The following is a 16,695-nucleotide window of genomic DNA, read 5'->3' as shown; positions in this document are numbered from 1 at the left end:
CGGTGACCCGTCATGTCCTGAAAGGAGAGATATGTCAAGAGCAAGACGGCGGTTACCCGGCTGGGTGGCCGTCAGCGTTGCACTGGGGGTGCTGGTGCCGGGGGTGGCTCAGGCCGCGCCGACCCCGACCCCTTCGGCGAAGCCGCAGAACAAGGACTGGCTGCCGAAGGACTGGAAGAAGTCCGCGGACCTGGCCTGGACCACGACCTCGGACGCGAGCGGGCTGCACATCCTCACGGCCCCGGCCAGGGAGGGCTACGCGTGGCGGACCGTCGCGAGCCTCGCCGAGCCCGGCTTCGACGCCGACCATTGGGTCGGCAACGCCTGCCTGACCGGGTCAGCCCAGCGGCTGGTCGTCACGTACGCGCCCAGGACGTTCACCAACAGGCGGGACCTGTTCGACCGGGGTGGCTTCACCGCCGTCGTCGACCTGACGACCGGTCAGGTCCGCAAACTGCCGGTCCAGTCCTCGCTGGCCTACTTCAGCCCGGGGTGCGGCGCCGGTGAGTCCGCCGTCGTCACCCAGCTCGGCTCGGGCCGCGGCGCCGAGGACCGGCCCCAGGTCCGGCTGATCGAGATCGACGCGGTCACCGGACAGCTCGGCACGCCGATCGTGGTGACCGGCGAGGTGACCTCGGCGGTGCCGACCAGGGACGGCATCGTCGCCGCCGGCGCGAACCGGCTGGTCAAGGTGGGTCGGGACGGGAAGCTCACGGGGCTGGCCGCCGCGCACAGTACCCCGTTCAACGTGCACGCCGACGCCGACGGCGGTGTGGTGTTCATGGACCGCGAGGGCGATCGGGCCCGAGTCCTGCGCAGCGAGGCGAAACCGGGAGCGGGAGCCCGGACAGTCGCCGAGGGCAAGCTGGCAGCGTTCGGCACCCAGCAGGGGGCCGGCGGCAGGCTGTTCCTGACCGGCAAGGCCGACAAGGTGTACGCGCTGCCCAAGAGCGTGACCGCCGTGTCGGCGCCGACCGGGTCGGTGGTCTCCTCGCACGGGCAGCTGGCCGTGAGCCTGCGCAACACGCCACGGACGACGACCGGTGACCCGGCGGCGCCGCAGCGGGTCGAGCTGGACGCGAAGGCGCTCGGCACGGGCAAGGCCACCACCTTCCAGGTCACCCCCGACGCGCCGGGGGCCAGCGGTGGTGCGCCGCACCCGAAGCTCGGCACGGCCGCCGCGCCGCGCGGGCTGGCCGCCCTCGGATCGCCGACCGACCCGGTGGAGGCGGAGCGGTACTGCGCCGTGCCCCGCAACGATCCGCGTAACATGGCGATGCAGCCCAAGCCCCGGCAGGTGGAGTGGGCCGTGGACCAGGCGATCACGGGTACGCCGTACGCGGACCGGCCGGCCAACTGGAAGAACCTCGGCATGCCGGCGTACTCGCCGCTGACCCTGTTCCCGCCGATCGACCTGATCGGTGGCGGGCGGGTCCCGTCGCAGGTGATGCTGGGCGTCATCGCCCAGGAGTCGAACATGTGGCAGGCGTCGCGGGTCGCGATCCCCGGCCAGACCGCCACCCCGCTGATCGGCAACTTCTACGGCCGCGACATCTACAACGGCACGGCCGCCGACGACTGGGACATCAAGTGGGCCGACGCCGACTGCGGCTACGGCGTCACCCAGATGACCGACGGCATGCGGCTCGCCGGGCACGAGAAGGAGCACGAGACCGCGCTGCCGTACCAGACGCAGCGGGCCGTCGCGCTCGACTTCGCCGCCAACATCGCGGCCGGGGCCCGGGTGCTGCAGGGCAAGTGGAACCAGACCCGCAACAACGGCATGACCGTCAACGACGGGAACCCGGGCGGCATCGAGAACTGGTACTACGCGCTGTGGGCCTACAACTCGGGCTTCCACATGGACAACGGCGACGGTTCGCCGTGGGGCGTCGGCTGGGGCAACAACCCGGTCAACCCGCGGTTCAAGCCCGACCGGACGGCGTTCCTCGACCAGACCTACGCCGACGCGGCGCATCCGCAGGACTGGCCGTACCAGGAGAAGGTCCTCGGTTTCGCAGGCCACCCGCCGGAGTTGCTCGACGGCCCGGACCACACGGTCTCCGGTTTCCGCCCCGCGTGGTGGAGTTCCTCGGACGACCGGACGGCCGTGAAGCCGGCGATCACCCAGTTCTGTGACGCCACCGACCAGTGTGTGCCCGGGGCGCACAACCTGCCCGGCTGCGACGGCAGCGGCACCTGTAACGGCGACTCGGAGGTGTACGGCGAACCCGCCGGCGCCTGCGCGCACCGCGACGCCAGCGGGTACTTCGACCTGAAGTGCTGGTACCACGCGTCGACCCGGTGGAAGGCCGACAGCGCTGTCGGCAACGAGATCCTCCGGTTCGACCCGGGCTGGGAGTACCAGCCCGACGCGACCAGCTACCCGCCGAGGTGCGACAACTCCGGCCTGCCCGCGGGCGCGCTGGTGATCGACGACGTGCCGGCCGGGACGCCCTCCACGCGGCCGGACTGCGGGCCGATGGGCAGCAATGGGACCTTCGGACTCCGGTTCAGCTCCGACTCGGCCGGTCTGTACCCCTCGAAGGTGGACTTCCACCAGCTCGGCGGCGGGTACGGCGGGCACTTCTGGTTCGGCCACACCCGCACGATCAACGACGAGGCCGGCAAGCTGGAGACGACCGGCACCTGGACGCTGGACCGGCCGCTGACCCAGTGGGCGAGGGTGCTGGTGCACCTGCCCGACACCGGCGCGCACACCCAGCAGGCCCGCTACGAGATCGACCTGGGCGACAACACGTTCAGCAAGTTCCGGTACCTGTCGCAGAACACGCAGGAGAACCGGTGGATGTCGCTCGGGGTGTACCAGTTCGCCGGTACCCCCAAGATCCGCCTCTCGACCGTGACCCAGGACGGTCGGGGCGTGGAGGACATCGCCTGGGACGCGGTGGCGGTGCAGCCGCTGGCCGGCAAGCCCGAGCACTTCGTGGTGGCGATGGGCGACTCCTACTCCTCGGGTGAGGGGGCCGGCAACTACTACCGGGAGACCGACGCCAACCACGGCACGCCGGAGTGGAACGCCTGCCGGCGCAGCCGGGACGCGTGGAGCCGGAAGATGGTCCTGCCGGGCGCGAACACCACACCGGTCGGGACCCGGGCCGACGCCTTCGACCCGAGCCTGGAGTTCGCCTTCGTGGCCTGCTCCGGGGCGTGGGCCTACGACCTGACGACCCACAATCCCCTGCCGGCGTACTGGACGCAGAGTCCGGAGCACTACGAGTTGGGTGACGGGCAGTACCGGGAGATGCCTCAGATCGACTCCGGCGTGCTCGACGGGAACACCACCCTGGTGACGATCAGCATCGGAGGGAACGACGCGGGCTTCACCAAGGCGTTCGAGGAGTGCTCCTACCCCTCGAACTGCACCAAGGACAGCACCTTCATGTCCCGACACAAGGCTGACATCGACGCCACCCTGGCGGATAACAGCTATGTCTCCGCGCAGCTGCGGAAGATCTCCGAGAAGGCGCCGCACGCCCAGATCGTCTTCGTCGGGTATCCAGCGCCGATCAGCCCGTGGGTGAAGTGCGCCGGAGGCGGATATATCGACCTGAGCGAGGCGAGCGCGATGGGGGAACTCGCCGACTACATGGAGACCCAGCAACTCGCCCTCGTGTCCCGGCTCAACCAGGCCGGGGTCCGAATCGCCCACGCCTCACCCAAGAACGCGTTCGCCGACCACGCGGCGTGCGACCCGACTCCGTGGATCAACGCCATCACGCCCGGGCCGAACGGTGAGGGCGACTTCCACGGTGGTGACAGGCCGTCGCGGGTGTGTCTGTTCGACACCGACATCTGCGCGAGCCGTGAATCGTTCCACCCGAACGCCGCCGGCACCACCGCGTACGCGAACGTGGTCCGAGGCAGACTCCTCACCATCCCCTACCCACAACCATGACCAGGTAGCTTCGGGTGGGGCGCACCTCGCCCCACCCGGAGCCCGACCCAGGGAGCGCGCGTGAACAGACTCGGTCGAGTGGTCCTCGGCCTGCTGTGGCTGGCCCTGTTCGCCATCGTGGGCGTCTTCGTCTTTGTCCAGTTCATCCTGCCCGGCCGGTTCGAGGACCGCGACCGGGAGCTGTCCGAACACGTCCGGGCCAACGCGCAGGAGGCGGCCACAGCCCTGGCCGGTCAGCCCGACGCGACCGAGCCGGCCGCGGTGCGGCTGGTGGGCGACCATGGCGGCGACGTTCGGTCCTACGAATTGCGGCCGACTGTGCTGGTGGTCGTCGCCGAGTTCTCGGCCAAGGGTTCGGGGCTGGGCGGCTCGGTGATGGAGCATGACTGTTTCCGGCTCGAGGCCGACCGGCCGGCAGCCACGCCTGTGGCACCCCGGGCGATCAGACTCGACCGGTGTCCGCCGCTCACGCCATCATCATGACCGGTGGGTCGAACCGGTAGCGGCACACCGGCCGCTGGCAGTCACCGATGCGGCCGCGACCGGGTGCTCACGGCATCCGTGCGGGCGCGGGGGCCGGGCAGTCGAGGATGAGGTATGTCGCGGCGAGGCAGTCCACGGTGGCACTGTCGTTGGCCGGCTCCGGATCGGCAGGCTCACCCCCTGCCAGCGTCGCGGTGGCCGTCAACGGCACGGCCACGGCCAACGGATCCAGCGTGACCGTCACCGCGCGCGTCACCGACGCCCCGACATCCAGCGGCGGCAACGGGCAACGCACCAACCGGGCCTCCTGCGCGCAGTCCGGAGCCGTCGTGGCGCGGGCCGTGTGCGAGAGCCGGAGCGTGACCTCGCCGTTCGTCGCGGGGGAGGGGCCAGCGTTGGTCACGACGACCGTGTAGGTGACGGTGGACGGTTCCGCCGCGACATCGGCCGTCAGGGACACCGACAGGTCGGCGGCGGGCCGGCCGGTCAGGGCGACGGCGTGCCCGTCCCCTGCGGAGATGGCCAGCACCCCGGTCAGGAACCGGGCGCAGGGCGCTGACTCGCCGACCGCGCATACCCGCGTCGGGCTCAGGTGCGCCGTGTTGGTGCCGTCGCCGAGTTCGCCCAGGCTGTTCTGTCCCCAGGACAGGGCCATTCCGTCGGCGATCGCGAGGCTGCCGCCGCTCGCGGACACTGCCGTGGCGCCGGTGAGGAACCGGTCGCAGGGCGCGGTGGCTCCGACGGCGCAGGTCCGCACCGGGGTGGCCGGGTAGTGGGTCGTGCCGTCGCCGAGTTGGCCGCCCGGGTTCGCGCCCCAGCCGACAACCCCGCCGTCGGCGACGGCGAGATTGTGGATCACCCCGGCCGCGATCGCGGTGACCCCGGTGAGGTACCGGTCGCAGGGAGCGACCGTGCCGACGGCGCAGACCCGGACGGGCGTGCGCCGTTCGGTGACGGTACCGTCGCCGAGCTGGCCCTGGAAGTTGTCCCCCCAGGCGGCGATCGTCCCGTCGGCGAGCAGCGCGAGACTGTCGTTGCCGTCGGAGTCGACCCGGGTCACACCGGTCAGGTACGCCGCGCACGGCGTGCCGGTGCTGAGCGCGCACACCGGCACCGGGGTGGTCCGGATGGTGTCGGTGCCGTCGCCGAGCCGGCCGTAGGTGTTGTCGCCCCAGCTGACGACCGTGCCGTCGGTGAGGAGGGCGAGGCTGTGGGTGTCGCTGGCCGCGACGGCCGCGACCCCGGACAGGAACGTGGCGCACGGGCCGCTGGTCACCACCGCGCACACCCGCACGGGCGTGTTCCGGCTGGTCGTGGTGCCGTCGCCGAGCTGGCCGTAGGTGTTGTCGCCCCAGGCGGCGACCGTGCCGTCGGCCAGCACGGCGAGGCTGTGGCTCCCGCCGGCGGAGATCGCGCGGACCCTTGCCAGGGCGGTGGTGCAGGGCGTGGTCGCGCTGACCGCGCAGACCCGGGTCGGGTGCGGTCGGTCGGTTGCGGTGCCGTCGCCGAGGCGGCCGCCGCCGTTGTCGCCCCAGGCGAGTACGGTGCCGTCATCGAGCAGGGCGAGTGTGTGCGTGTGCCCGGCCTCCACGGCAGTCACCCCGGCCAGCGGACCGGGGCAGGTCGTGCCCGCGCACACCTGCCCGGGCACGTTGCGGCCGGCGGTGGTGCCGTCGCCGAGCTGGCCGTGCCGGTTGTCGCCCCAGGTCGCCGGGATGCCGGGGTCGGCGCGCGGCTGGGCTGTCGGTCCGACGAGGAGAGCGGCGATCAGCGGCAGGACAGCCAGGCCAGCAATCATGGCCCAAAGCTAACAGAAGTGGTAAAACGGCCGGGGTGATTCCTGAGGAATCATGCGCCTTGCCCATAGTGGAACCCGCGCGAAACTGCCACCGTCAGGGACTCCGCCTCGTACTCCGAGAGGTGAGCTTCCTGCGACGAGAACCACGTCCGCGACCCCCGGTTCCGGAGATGGCTGGAGCCCCGTCGCGTCCTGTGCCTGCTCGCCCCGCCCCGGCTGCCTTGGGTGCGCCGGTGGACGGCCGTCCCCGCCCCTGGGCCATGAAGAGTCGTCAGTGGATGGTTCCGGCTTCCATGATCGAGTGAAAGGGCGGTGTAAGGGGCGGGCGTTAGCGTCAACGGAGATTCCGACCGGGACGGTTTCACCGAGTCGACGGGCACATGGGCCAGACGGTGGAATCACGAACGAATCCCCCGGTGACCAGCACCGTCCCTCACCCCTTAGGAGCATCATGTCTAAATTCAGTCGCTTCGCCGCGCTCGGCGTCGCCGCCGCGGTCGCCACCATGGGCGTTGTCGTGGCGGCCGAGCCCGCGAGTGCCAGTTCGGGTGGCGGGTGCAGGCCCAAGGACTACGTCGACTCTCGGACCGGTGTTCGCATGAACCCCTGCGCCTACCCCTCCGGTGACGGCTACATCAGCGGCACGATCTGGTGGGCTGGAAACGTCGACGGCGGCGTGCCGACCATTCAGATCATGATGCAGCACACCGGCAGCTCCGTGTACACGACCGTTGCTCCCGACCAGGTCGGGGCCGGCTGGGCCACGTACCACACGTGGCTCGACCCGTACACCGCCAAGGTGATCTGTGAGTGGAACGTGCAGATGACCTACCACATCGGCGGGACGTACGGCTCCGCGCAGAGCCCGATCATCAAGTTCTGCTGACCATCGTGGTTCCCACCGGGTGCCGTGTCCCGGCGGGAACCACGACCTGGAGCGCCCGCTGGTGCGGCAACCGGCCCCAGGTGCAATCGAGCGCCACCCCACCTGGGGCGCGGGTGGCCGGGTAGCCGTAAGGCAACGGTGAGTTATGGGGCTGGGCGCTGTGCATCGGCCAAAGACTTAGGTTAGCCTCCCGTAACTATGATGAGCCTATCCTTAGTCATGCGTGCCCTGGTGCGACAAGCGTGGCGACTCGCGCCGGTCACCGTCGCCATGGTCGTGGCGTTCCTCGGAGCGGGCTTCGGCGGCACCGCTGTGGCCGACCCCGGTACCGGGCCGGTGTCGACCCAGCCGGCTGCCAACGCCGTCGTGCCGGGCGTGGCGGGGCAGGTCGTCGTGCGGTTCGCGGAGCCGGCCGACCCCGAGGGCGGCACCGCGACGGTGTACACGGCCGAGCATGTCCCGGTCGTCAGCGGGGCGCTGACCGCCTCGGCCACCGACCCGGGCGCGCTCGTGCTCGCGGTCCCGAAGCTCGGCAAGGGCGTCCACACCGTCGTGTGGTCCCTCGCGGACCGGCGCACGGGCAGCTTCGCCTTCCAGGTCGAGCCCAGCGGCGCCTCCCCGGTCGCGGTGACCCACGCGGCACCGGTGTTCGCGGCGTCGCCGTTGGAGAAGGTCTTCACCACATGGGTACCCATGGTGGCGGTGATGGTCTTCGTCGGCGCCCTGCTGGTCCGCTTCGTGGTCACCTCGTCGGCGGGGCGGCGGATCGCCGACCCGGAGATCGCCGCGGTCGTGCGCGGGGCCGTGGACCGGCGGCTCCTGCGGCTGGCGGCCGTGTCGATCGTGGTGTTCGTTCCGGCGACCGTCACCCAGGCGGCCTTCAGCGCGGGCAAGGGCACCATCGCCTACGGCAAGGTCTGGACCATGATCACGGCCGACGGGGGCCAGATGTGGTTCGTGCGCCTGGCGGCGACGGCGCTGGCGTTCCTGCTCGTGGTGCCGATGGCGGTGCGTCGCAGGCCCCCGGTGTGGGTGCTGGCGGCGGGTCTGGCCCTGGGTCTCGTGGAGCTGCTCGCCCGGGTGCTGCCGACCTCGAAGCCGGCGGACCTGACCCTGACGGCCATCGGCGACACGTTCACGTTCGGGCACCTGTTGGGTGCCGCCGTCTGGATCGGCGGCATGGTCGCCCTGGTCGTCCTCGCCGCCCCGAACGTGGTGCCCGCCGGGAGCCGCCGACCGTTCTGGTTCGCCGCGATCCGCCGGTTCTCGACCGTGGCCATGATCAGCGTGGTCGTGCTGACCATGTCCGGCCTGTGGCTGTACTGGAAGCACGTCGGTGACCTGTCCCAGCTCCTCACCACGGTCTACGGCCAGGCCCTGACCGTGAAGCTGATCCTGTTCGGCGGGCTGCTGCTCCTGGGCGCCGTCCACCAGTTCTGGCTTCTGCCCCGCATGGCCGCCGCCCGCGAACTCGGCCGGGACGACCGGTTACTCACCCTGGTCACCAGCCGTTTCCGGGCGATCATCCTCGCCGAGGTGGTCCTGGGCCTGGCGGTCCTGTTCGTCGTGCCGTTCCTGTCCGGCTCGGCCCGCAACCAGGTCTACCAGGAGAACGCCGCCAACCTCACCCGAACCGCGGCGGCCGGTTCCGCGGCCGTCTCCCTCACGCCCTCGGGCCTGCAACCCGGCCTCACCGACTACGACGTCACCGTCGCGCACAGCACGGCCAACCGGGTCACCGTGTCCTTCAGCTCGGACACGCTGAAGGTGCCCAGAACCGATGTGCTGGCTGTCGCGCTCGGCGACGGGCACTACCGGGTATCGGGCCTGTACACCCCGATGGTCGGCGACTGGCGGGTCGCGGTCGCGGTCAACGGCCAGGACGAGCCGGCGGTGTTCACCGAACGCGTCGCCGCGAAGCCGGCGAAGGCGACCAAGGCTCCGCCGGTCACCCCGACCTGGAGCACCTGGGGTTTCGGTGCCGCGGAACTCCTCCTGGTGCTCCTCACGCTCCTGGCCGCAACCCGCGTCTCGCGCCACCTGGGCACCAGAAACGCGAAACGCGCCGCCAGGCCGGAACTCGCCACGGCGGCGGAGAGCTGACCGTGGGGCAGGCCACTGAGCGACCGCGAAAGCGACTGCGGCGTGCAGCTGACCGGTGGCGGGGCGACGACCACCCCGGTCGACATGTGAGTGCGCTGTGATCTTCGCCGACCTGGTGGCCGGCCGTGGCCGCGGCCGGTACAGTCGGCCGCGCGAAGGGGAGTAGCCCCCACACGTGCGGTCGACATACTGGCGGATCCTCGCCCGGTCGCACGGCCCGGCCACGGTCGGGTGGGCGAGACCTTCGACCCAGGCAGTCACCTGCCGGGTCGGAGTCTCGCGTGTCTCCGGTCCGGCCGACCGGAAGGACCTCCCGTGTTCACCACCCTCGCCGTGTCGTTCGGCGCGATCTTCCTCGCCGAGATGGGCGACAAGAGCCAACTGACCGCGATGGCGTTCGCCGCCCGCTACCGGGCCTGGCCCGTCCTCGCCGCCATCGCGGTCGCGACGGCCGGCGTGCACGCCGTGTCCGTGGGGGTTGGCTACGGCCTGGGCCTGGCCCTGCCGACCGCCTGGATCTCCCTCGCCGGAGGGTGCGCGTTCCTGGGCTTCGCCGCCTGGACCGTGCGCCCGGAGAGCGACGACGCCGACGGGGCGGTGCCGGGCGCGCGGGTCGGACGCAGTGTGCTCGTGGGCGTGGCCACCACGTTCTTCCTGTCCGAGTTGGGTGACAAGACGATGCTCGCGTCCCTCACCCTCGCGGCGAACGGGAACCCGGTCGCGGTCTGGGGAGGTGCCACGGCTGGCATGATCGCCGCCGACGGGTTGGCCATCCTCGTCGGGTACCACCTCGGCAGACGCCTTCCGCAGCGCACGATCCGCCTCGGTGCGGCGGCCCTGTTCGCGGTCTTCGGCACAGTGCTCCTCATCCGCGCGGTCGACGCACTGATCTGACGCTCCTTTCGGGCACCGGTCGGGTGCCGATCCCGCGCGGCGGTGGGCCGGGGTCATCGCCTACCTCCGTCAGCGCGAGTCCACACTTCAGCGCGGCGTCTGGCAGGAGCTGACCCCGGCGCCCAGGCTCCCAACACCCCACGACGACGATGCCCGGGTGGAGACCATGGGCATCGTCGTCGTGACGTGGAAGTTCCTAGCTGGGCCGGGTGGCTTTGCCGTCCAGCCACAGGGTGTCGGAGGCGTCACGGTGTGAGCCGGTGGAGCCGACGTGCTTCGCGTCGATCGTCGGCCCCTTCCTGATCACGTGGACGAGGGCCATCGCATGCCCGCGGCCGAGGCCGTACTCGTCCTTGAGCCAGTCCACGATCACACTGACCTTCACCTCGGCCGCGTCGAACCCACGCTCCTTGGCCTCCTTGACCAGCACGCGCGGAGTCTTGCCGGTTGTGTTCTCTATCGCGTCCAGATACGCCTGGAACGACATGACCTTCTCCTCTCAGGGCGTCCCTGTCAGTCGTTGTTAGCCGAAGAACTCGGCCAGTACCGGGGCGATGACCGCTGCTTCGACGTCGTGCGTCTGTCCGGGGAGGACCGTCTTGCGGGCTTGGGGAAGTGCGCGGGTGAGGGCTTCGGCGGACTGGGTCAGCCATGGGGTCGTGCCGCCCTCGATGACGAGTGTGGGCACCGTGATTTCGGGCAGCCCGCCTGGCAGTGACCAGTCGCCGATGATGATCGCGTCATAGACCAGGGTGTGCGCGATGCGCTCCATGTTGGGCCAGAAGGGCAGGTCGCGCATGGGGGTGACGAACTCGGCGGGCATGCCGACGGCGTCGGTCATGAAGGATTCGATCATGTCGCCGCGGCGGTCGGCGGCGAGGAGCTTCTCCAGGTTCTGCCGGTAGTCCGCGCGGACCGGGGGCCGGCTGCCCTCAAGGATGAACGGGGCTTCCCAGATGGCGAGCCGGCCGATGTCGACGCCCCACCCGGCGGCCTGAAGGGCGAGGATCCCCCCTCCTGACGAGCCGAACACGCTGGCGTTTCCGCCAGCGGCCGTGATGAGGGCCTGGAGGTCCTCGTACTCGCGCTCGGGCGCGTAGGGTGCGGTGTCGCCGCTGGCTCCGCGCCCGCGCCGGTCGTAGTTGAAGACGGTGAAGTTCTGGGCGAGAAGTTCGGCGATGCCTGCCAGTGCCCAGTGGTCGGTCGGTCCGGCGGCCATCATGATGACCGCGGGTCCGCTTCCGGAGCGGTCGTAGGCGATCTCGGTGCCGTCCCTGGAGACGACGGTCTGCATGCTCATGGTTGTTTCCTTGCGTGGTCGATGAGATGGGCTGTTCAGGCGTCCTGTGTCGATACCAGTTCTTCCTGGCCGTCGGTGATGACGATGTTGCCGAGGGCGGGTGTGCCGGCGTAGGTATAGGTGTGGGCGATGATGCCGGCATCGGTGGACTTGACCCCGGTCAGTCGCCACGCGGCCGGGGTGGCCCCGGCCTCGAAGAGCCGCTGGCCCTTGCCGAGGACGACCGGGAAGGTGAGCAGCCGCAGTTCGTCGACGAGTCCGGCGGCGAGGAGGGTCTGGATGAGCTGTCCGCTGCCGTGTACCTGGAGTGTCTGGCCGGGCTGGGCCTTGAGTTTGGTGACCTCTTCGACAAGGTCGCCGGTGAGCAGGTGCGAGTTGGCCCAGTCCAGTGTGGTCAGCGTGCTCGACGGCACGTACTTGGGCAGGGTGTTGAGTTTGGCGGCGATCGGATCGTTCGGGTCGGTGACGTTCGGCCAGTGCGAGGACAGCAGCTGGTAGGAGCGGCGGCCTAGGAGGAAGGCGTCGGCGTCTGAGATCCAGTCAACGACGATGCCGCCGAAGCCCGCATCGGCGTAGGGGATCAGCCAGCCGCCGAGGTCGAAGTCGTCGGTGCGGTCCTCTTCGGGGCCGCCGGGGCCCTGCAGGACGCCGTCGAGGGACACGAACGTGGTCACGGTCAGTTTCATGGCAGGTACCTATCTGTTGAAGTGGTAGTACAGGTGGGTGACGCCATCGGCGGCGGTGACCCGGGTCGTCTGAAGGTCTTTCCAGTCGGCGCCGATGCCGTCCCACAGTCGGATGCCGTCGCCGAGGAGCACCGGGGTCTCGTGCAGGTGTAGTTCGTCGAGGAGTCCGGCCTTGATGCACTGCTGGACGACACTCGCGCCACCGGAGACGAAGACGTCCTTGTCGCCGGCCGCTTCGCGCGCGAGGGTGAGTGCGGCTTTCAGTCCTTCGGTGACGAAGGTGAAGGTCGTGCCGACCCGGTGGAGGGGTTCGCGTGCGCGGTGGTTGGGGAAGGGTGCCTTTCAGGCTTTCTCGAGGTCGCGGGCCGCGCGCAGCCAGCTGATGAACAGGGTGGGGTCGATGTCGGCCGGGGTGCGCAGTTTCACCGCGGCCCGGGTCGGGGAGCCGGGCTCCAGTCGGCCGGAGGCGTCGGTGATCTCCTGGCCGCGCCAGAGGCCGAAGGCCACGTAGGTGCCGTAGGCCTTCAGGTAGGCGACCGGTGTCTTGCCGGGTCGCGGGCCGAGGCTCCACACCGGGTGCCCGTGCCAGAGCCCGCCAAGCCCGGGCAGCACGGTCTCGATCAGGGGGATGAGCTGGTCGGTGATCTCGCTCTGGCCCGCGGGCAGGGCGCTGAGATAGGCGTCCACAATTCCGACCTCCGATTAGACGAAACGCTACGTGTCGTTGCGTGGATGAAACCTAGGCCCCGCCGGCTGATCTTGTCAACACGAAACGTTGCGTGTCGCGAATGGGGTAGGATCGCCCGGTGACTCCCGCCCCGAACCCGGAACGCCGCAATACCCAGGCCCGCCGGGCCATCCTCGACGCGACCATCGAGCTGATCGCCCGCGACGGCTACGCCAACGTCACCATCGAGGCCATCGCCTCAGCCGCCGGCGTCGGTAAGACCACCATCTACCGCTGGTGGCCGTCCAAGGGCACCCTGGCCCTCGAGGCGATCAACGACCACATCGGCGACGTGCTCGACTTCCCCGACACCGGCGACATCACCGTCGACCTGCGTACCCAGATCACCGAGGTCGTCGGGCTGCTCAACAGCGACATCGGCGTCGTGTTCCGGGGTGCGATCGCCGAGGCGCAGAGCACCCCGGCGATCGGCACCGCGATCCTGGACACCATCATCGAACCCCGCACCCGTGCCTGCGAGGTGCGCCTGGCCAGAGCAGTCGCCGACGGCCAGCTCCGCGCCGACGTGCCGACCCGGGTCATGGTCGAGATGTTCTACTCCCCGCTGTACTACCGGCTCCTGTTCGGCACCGACATCCTCCGCCCCCAGGACGTCGGTGACCTCCTCGACTACTGCCTCAACGGACTCCGGCCCCAGGGCTAGTGGCCCCGAGCGGGAGACCGTGGCGGGCGAAGCGTTTGTTATTTCGGAGAATGCGGTCTATCGCCGCTCAATTCACTTTCGTGTGTAACGGTGGCGCTGCTGGGGGTGATGTCCAAGGGCTGGAAGTACCTGACGAGTCAAGGAGAATCTCGTGACGGCCCCCCGTGGACAGCTTCTCACCATCCTGCAGGGCACCTGGATCGCCCAGGCCTGTTACGCCCTGGCGAAGTTGGAGATCCCTGACCTCCTCGCCGACGGCCCGCGACCGGCTGCGGACCTCGCGGAGGAGTGCGGGGCCGATCCGCAGGCGCTGCACCGGCTGCTGCGGGTCCTGGTGTACCTGGGCCTTCTCGCGCAGCCCGCCCCCGACACGTTCGCCCTCACCGAGGTGACCGCCCTGATGCGGCGCGACATACCCGGCTCGATGCACGGCACGGCCCTCATCTACGGCGAGGACGTGTTCCGCTGTTTCGCCGAGGTCATGCATCCTCTGCTGCACGGCCGTCCCGGCTTCGAGAAGGTGGCCGGCAAGCCGATCTACGACTACCTCAACGACAACGCCGAGGCCGCCCGCACCTGGAACGAGTCGATGAGCCGCAACCGGATCCCCGAGATCCTCGCCAGCTGCGACCTCACCGAGGCCAAGGTCGTCGTCGATGTCGGCGGCGGTACCGGCCGGCTCCTCGCCCAGCTCCTCGCGACGCATCCGCACCTGCGCGGTGTCCTGCAGGAGCTGCCCACCGCCGTCGAGCAGGCCCGCGAACTGTTCGTCGACGCCGGACTGGCCGACCGCGTCGACCTCGTCGCCGGCAGCTTCTTCGACACCGTGCCCGAAGGTGGCGACACCTACATCCTGGCCCGGTGCCTGCACAACTGGAACGACGAGCACGCCCTGACGATCCTGCGCCGGGTACGCGACGCCATGGGCCCATGCGCCCGCCTCCTGGTCCTGGAGGATCTCACCACCGACGACGTCAGCCTCGTCGACCTGGTCATGCTCGTGCAGCACGAAGGGCACGACCGCACCGAGGAGCAGTACCGGGCGCTGCTCGACGCCGCCGGCTTCCAGGTGATGCGCACGCGCAGGCTCGAGGGCGGCGACCCGCACGCCGAAGGCGTCATCGAAGCCGTCCCCAACACCCTCGCCGGCCACTGGTGGCCAGCGTGAACCCCACTGCAGTTCCTCAGGTCTGAGGACCTAGGGGTGGATCTCGGCGGCTATGTCGAAAGTGCCGGGCACGTAGCCGTCCAGGTGCTCGTTGAGCCGGTCGAAGTGTTTTCCGAATTCGTGGCTGGCCCGACACAGGGCGACGGTCTCGGCGTCGGGCCACCCGCTGAAGCTGATGTAGCGGTGCGGATCCGCCCGGTCCCGGAGCAGGTGGGCGACGTCGCCGAGTCCCTCGAACCGCATCGCCGTCCAGTCGGCCAAGGCCTCCCACTCGGCAACGAACGCGTCCTCGTGGCCGGGCTTCACTGTCCAGATTCCCACGGTGAACAACACATCGTGAGTATCCCAGCCGGTGCTGGCTCCCGGGGCCGGTTCTCCGAGGAGCGCGCGGTGACCGCCTCAGGCCGACGGGCGCGTCACCCGGTGGCGGAGGTGGACGACTCCTGAGCTGAAGGTGCGGGTCTCGACGAGTTCGAGATCCACCCGGCGTCCGCGCCGGGGGAAGAACGGAACGCCGCCGCCCACCAGTACCGGATAGACCATGGTGCGGTACTCGTCGATCAGGCCCGCCTCGGCCGCCTCGGCAGCCAGCGTCGCACCGCCGATCGCGATGTCGCCCCGCGCGGGCTCGACCCGCAACCGTTCGATCTCCTCGGCCAGGCCGCCGGTGAGCAGCCGGGCATTGCCCAGCACGGTCGAGAGCGTGGTGGAGAACACCACCTTGGGCAGCGGGTTCCAGAGCGCGGCCCACTCGTGTTCGGAGTCGTCGAGGGAGTGATCCTGCTCGGCGGTCTCCCAGTACAGCATCGTCTCGTACAGGCGCCGGCCCAACAGGTGGACGCCGACCGTTCGTATCTCGTCGATCCAGAAGCGGAAGACCTCCTTGTCGGGCGCCGTCCAGTCGAAGCCGCCGTCCGGGCCGACGATGTAGCCGTCCAGTGAGACGCCCATCGAGTACGTGACGCTGCGCATCGGACGTCCTCCTTGGGGGCGGTGTGGTCGCACGCGGCGAAGGACATCACGCGGGTGCGTCAGCGGGCCTGCATCGCCTCCATGTTGCGCGCCATGGCGGCCTCGGTCTTCTGCATCTCCTCGGTGGGGCTGAACATCACGAACTCCGTGCCCGGTTCGTGCTTGACCGGAATGTGCCCCGGCGGCGTGTAGAACGCGTCGCCGGCCTCGTAGACCTCCTCGCGGTCGGCGAACTTGAAGGTGGCCTTGCCGTGGAGCACGTAGCCCCAGTGCGGGCATTGGCACCGGTCGTCCGGCAGTCCCTTCAGTAGCGGGGTGCCGTCGACGTCCGCGTGGAACTCCACGAAGTTGACCGTGTACTCGTCGAGCTGGTCGGCGTGGTCGACCACTTCGCCGTAGTCGCCACCCTGGGTCGCCGTGTCCTTGGAGATCTTCGACATGTCCGTCGCCTCCCTCGGCCGTGGGCACGCGCTGAGATCACTGAGAGGGTGCCCCATTTGATCATATTTTAGACTGGTTTCCGGTACAACGGTGTGGGGTGCGGGACGCTGACCTCGCCCGGCCCAGGTTCTCCGCGAGGTCCAAAAGTTTTTCGACCGACGATGTCGAGATCGGGTGGCCGGCTCCGTCCCTGCGGTGAACGCGACCAGAATGGGGGTCGCACCAGCATCGAGGAGACACACAATGGCCAAGTATCTGCTGCTCAAGCACTACCGTGGCGCCCCGACCGCGGTCAACGACGTCCCCATGGACCAGTGGACGCCGGAGGAGATCACGGCACATGTGGGGTACATGCGTGACTTCGCCGCCCGGCTCGAGGGGACCGGCGAGTTCGTCGACGGTCAGGCGCTGGCCGCCGAGGGGTTGTGGGTCCGCTACGACGGGGAGGGGCGCCCGCCGGTCACCGACGGCCCGTTCGCCGAGACCAAGGACCTCATCGCCGGCTGGATGGTGATCGACGTCGACACCCAGGAGCGTGCCGTCGAGCTGGCCGGGGAGCTGTCGGCGGCCCCCGGGGCGGGTGGGAAGCCGATCCACGAGTGGCTCGAGGTGCGCCCGTTCTACGGCGTGTCGCCCACCATCACGGAGTGAACG

17 protein-coding genes are annotated in these 16,695 nt (G+C 69.9%); 8 read left to right on the top strand and 9 right to left on the bottom strand.

Annotated features, from left to right (window positions below; genetic code table 11):
* Positions 1–31 precede the first annotated feature (31 nt).
* Both IW245_RS13960 and IW245_RS13955 read left to right on the top strand, forming a co-directional pair.
* Positions 32–3,919 (top strand): SGNH/GDSL hydrolase family protein, encoded by a 3,888-nt coding sequence (locus tag IW245_RS13960; RefSeq protein ID WP_197003604.1) that lies wholly within the window; start codon positions 32–34, stop codon positions 3,917–3,919.
* 60 nt (positions 3,920–3,979) lie between these two features.
* Complete coding sequence (locus tag IW245_RS13955) at positions 3,980–4,402, top strand: hypothetical protein (RefSeq protein ID WP_197003603.1); 423 nt, start codon at positions 3,980–3,982, stop codon at positions 4,400–4,402.
* Positions 4,403–4,469: 67 nt separating this feature from the next.
* Here the strand turns inward: IW245_RS13955 and IW245_RS13950 are convergent, their stop codons facing one another.
* Positions 4,470–6,200, bottom strand: a complete 1,731-nt coding sequence (locus IW245_RS13950) for an RCC1-like domain-containing protein (protein ID WP_197003602.1) — start codon at positions 6,198–6,200, stop codon at positions 4,470–4,472.
* Between the two features lie 451 nt (positions 6,201–6,651).
* Between IW245_RS13950 and IW245_RS13945 the strand changes: the two genes are divergently transcribed.
* From IW245_RS13945 to IW245_RS13935, 3 genes are all read left to right on the top strand, one after another.
* Entirely contained in the window at positions 6,652–7,086 is a 435-nt protein-coding gene (locus tag IW245_RS13945; RefSeq protein ID WP_197003601.1) for a hypothetical protein, read from the top strand.
* Positions 7,087–7,305: 219 nt separating this feature from the next.
* Positions 7,306–9,189, top strand: a complete 1,884-nt coding sequence (locus IW245_RS13940; protein ID WP_197003600.1) for a CopD family protein — start codon at positions 7,306–7,308, stop codon at positions 9,187–9,189.
* A gap of 315 nt (positions 9,190–9,504) precedes the next feature.
* The gene (locus tag IW245_RS13935) at positions 9,505–10,083 is read left to right on the top strand and encodes a TMEM165/GDT1 family protein (protein ID WP_267920058.1); all 579 of its coding nucleotides are present in this window, start codon (positions 9,505–9,507) and stop codon (positions 10,081–10,083) included.
* A 196-nt stretch (positions 10,084–10,279) separates the two neighbouring features.
* Here IW245_RS13935 and IW245_RS13930 read toward each other — a convergent pair whose 3' ends face one another.
* From IW245_RS13930 to IW245_RS13910, 5 genes are all read right to left on the bottom strand, one after another.
* Entirely contained in the window at positions 10,280–10,570 is a 291-nt protein-coding gene (locus tag IW245_RS13930) for a DUF4287 domain-containing protein (protein WP_197003599.1), read from the bottom strand.
* A 36-nt stretch (positions 10,571–10,606) separates the two neighbouring features.
* Positions 10,607–11,383, bottom strand: a complete 777-nt coding sequence (locus IW245_RS13925; protein ID WP_197003598.1) for an alpha/beta fold hydrolase — start codon at positions 11,381–11,383, stop codon at positions 10,607–10,609.
* 35 nt (positions 11,384–11,418) lie between these two features.
* The gene (locus IW245_RS13920; RefSeq protein WP_197003597.1) at positions 11,419–12,069 is read right to left on the bottom strand and encodes a dihydrofolate reductase family protein; all 651 of its coding nucleotides are present in this window, start codon (positions 12,067–12,069) and stop codon (positions 11,419–11,421) included.
* Between the two features lie 9 nt (positions 12,070–12,078).
* Positions 12,079–12,333, bottom strand: coding sequence for a dihydrofolate reductase family protein (locus IW245_RS13915; RefSeq protein WP_197008492.1), 255 nt, complete (start codon positions 12,331–12,333; stop codon positions 12,079–12,081).
* Positions 12,334–12,411: 78 nt separating this feature from the next.
* On the bottom strand, positions 12,412–12,756 hold the full coding sequence (locus tag IW245_RS13910; protein ID WP_233473005.1) for a DUF1801 domain-containing protein: 345 nt from the start codon (positions 12,754–12,756) through the stop codon (positions 12,412–12,414).
* Positions 12,757–12,875: 119 nt separating this feature from the next.
* Between IW245_RS13910 and IW245_RS13905 the strand changes: the two genes are divergently transcribed.
* Positions 12,876–13,460, top strand: coding sequence for a TetR/AcrR family transcriptional regulator (locus tag IW245_RS13905; protein ID WP_197003596.1), 585 nt, complete (start codon positions 12,876–12,878; stop codon positions 13,458–13,460).
* A gap of 151 nt (positions 13,461–13,611) precedes the next feature.
* Positions 13,612–14,628, top strand: a complete 1,017-nt coding sequence (locus IW245_RS13900) for a methyltransferase (RefSeq protein WP_197003595.1) — start codon at positions 13,612–13,614, stop codon at positions 14,626–14,628.
* A gap of 30 nt (positions 14,629–14,658) precedes the next feature.
* Here IW245_RS13900 and IW245_RS13895 read toward each other — a convergent pair whose 3' ends face one another.
* The 3 genes from IW245_RS13895 to IW245_RS13885 all read right to left on the bottom strand — a co-directional run bounded on the left by IW245_RS13895 (position 14,659) and on the right by IW245_RS13885 (position 16,040).
* Entirely contained in the window at positions 14,659–14,961 is a 303-nt protein-coding gene (locus IW245_RS13895; protein ID WP_197003594.1) for a putative quinol monooxygenase, read from the bottom strand.
* Between the two features lie 66 nt (positions 14,962–15,027).
* Positions 15,028–15,600, bottom strand: coding sequence for a dihydrofolate reductase family protein (locus tag IW245_RS13890; RefSeq protein ID WP_197003593.1), 573 nt, complete (start codon positions 15,598–15,600; stop codon positions 15,028–15,030).
* Between the two features lie 59 nt (positions 15,601–15,659).
* The gene (locus tag IW245_RS13885; RefSeq protein WP_197003592.1) at positions 15,660–16,040 is read right to left on the bottom strand and encodes a cupin domain-containing protein; all 381 of its coding nucleotides are present in this window, start codon (positions 16,038–16,040) and stop codon (positions 15,660–15,662) included.
* Positions 16,041–16,284: 244 nt separating this feature from the next.
* Between IW245_RS13885 and IW245_RS13880 the strand changes: the two genes are divergently transcribed.
* Positions 16,285–16,692: a YciI family protein gene (locus IW245_RS13880; protein ID WP_197003591.1), complete on the top strand. Its 408-nt coding sequence runs from the start codon at positions 16,285–16,287 to the stop codon at positions 16,690–16,692.
* The last annotated feature ends 3 nt before the right edge of the window (positions 16,693–16,695 follow it).

Source organism: Longispora fulva, from assembly GCF_015751905.1.
Taxonomy (GTDB): Bacteria; Actinomycetota; Actinomycetes; order Mycobacteriales; family Micromonosporaceae; genus Longispora; species Longispora fulva.
The sequence above is the reverse complement of the archived record's forward strand: the minus strand, read 5'-3'. Positions and strand labels throughout refer to the sequence as shown.

Bases quoted from the DNA above. Each gene is read 5' to 3' on its own strand.
- IW245_RS13960 (WP_197003604.1), top strand. From the start codon at position 32: ATGTCAAGAGCAAGACGGCGGTTACCCGGCTGGGTGGCCGTCAGCGTT.
- IW245_RS13950 (WP_197003602.1), bottom strand. From the start codon at position 6,200: ATGATTGCTGGCCTGGCTGTCCTGCCGCTGATCGCCGCTCTCCTCGTC.
- IW245_RS13945 (WP_197003601.1), top strand. From the start codon at position 6,652: ATGTCTAAATTCAGTCGCTTCGCCGCGCTCGGCGTCGCCGCCGCGGTC.
- IW245_RS13940 (WP_197003600.1), top strand. From the start codon at position 7,306: ATGCGTGCCCTGGTGCGACAAGCGTGGCGACTCGCGCCGGTCACCGTC.
- IW245_RS13930 (WP_197003599.1), bottom strand. From the start codon at position 10,570: ATGTCGTTCCAGGCGTATCTGGACGCGATAGAGAACACAACCGGCAAG.
- IW245_RS13925 (WP_197003598.1), bottom strand. From the start codon at position 11,383: ATGAGCATGCAGACCGTCGTCTCCAGGGACGGCACCGAGATCGCCTAC.
- IW245_RS13920 (WP_197003597.1), bottom strand. From the start codon at position 12,069: ATGAAACTGACCGTGACCACGTTCGTGTCCCTCGACGGCGTCCTGCAG.
- IW245_RS13890 (WP_197003593.1), bottom strand. From the start codon at position 15,600: ATGCGCAGCGTCACGTACTCGATGGGCGTCTCACTGGACGGCTACATC.
- IW245_RS13885 (WP_197003592.1), bottom strand. From the start codon at position 16,040: ATGTCGAAGATCTCCAAGGACACGGCGACCCAGGGTGGCGACTACGGC.
- IW245_RS13880 (WP_197003591.1), top strand. From the start codon at position 16,285: ATGGCCAAGTATCTGCTGCTCAAGCACTACCGTGGCGCCCCGACCGCG.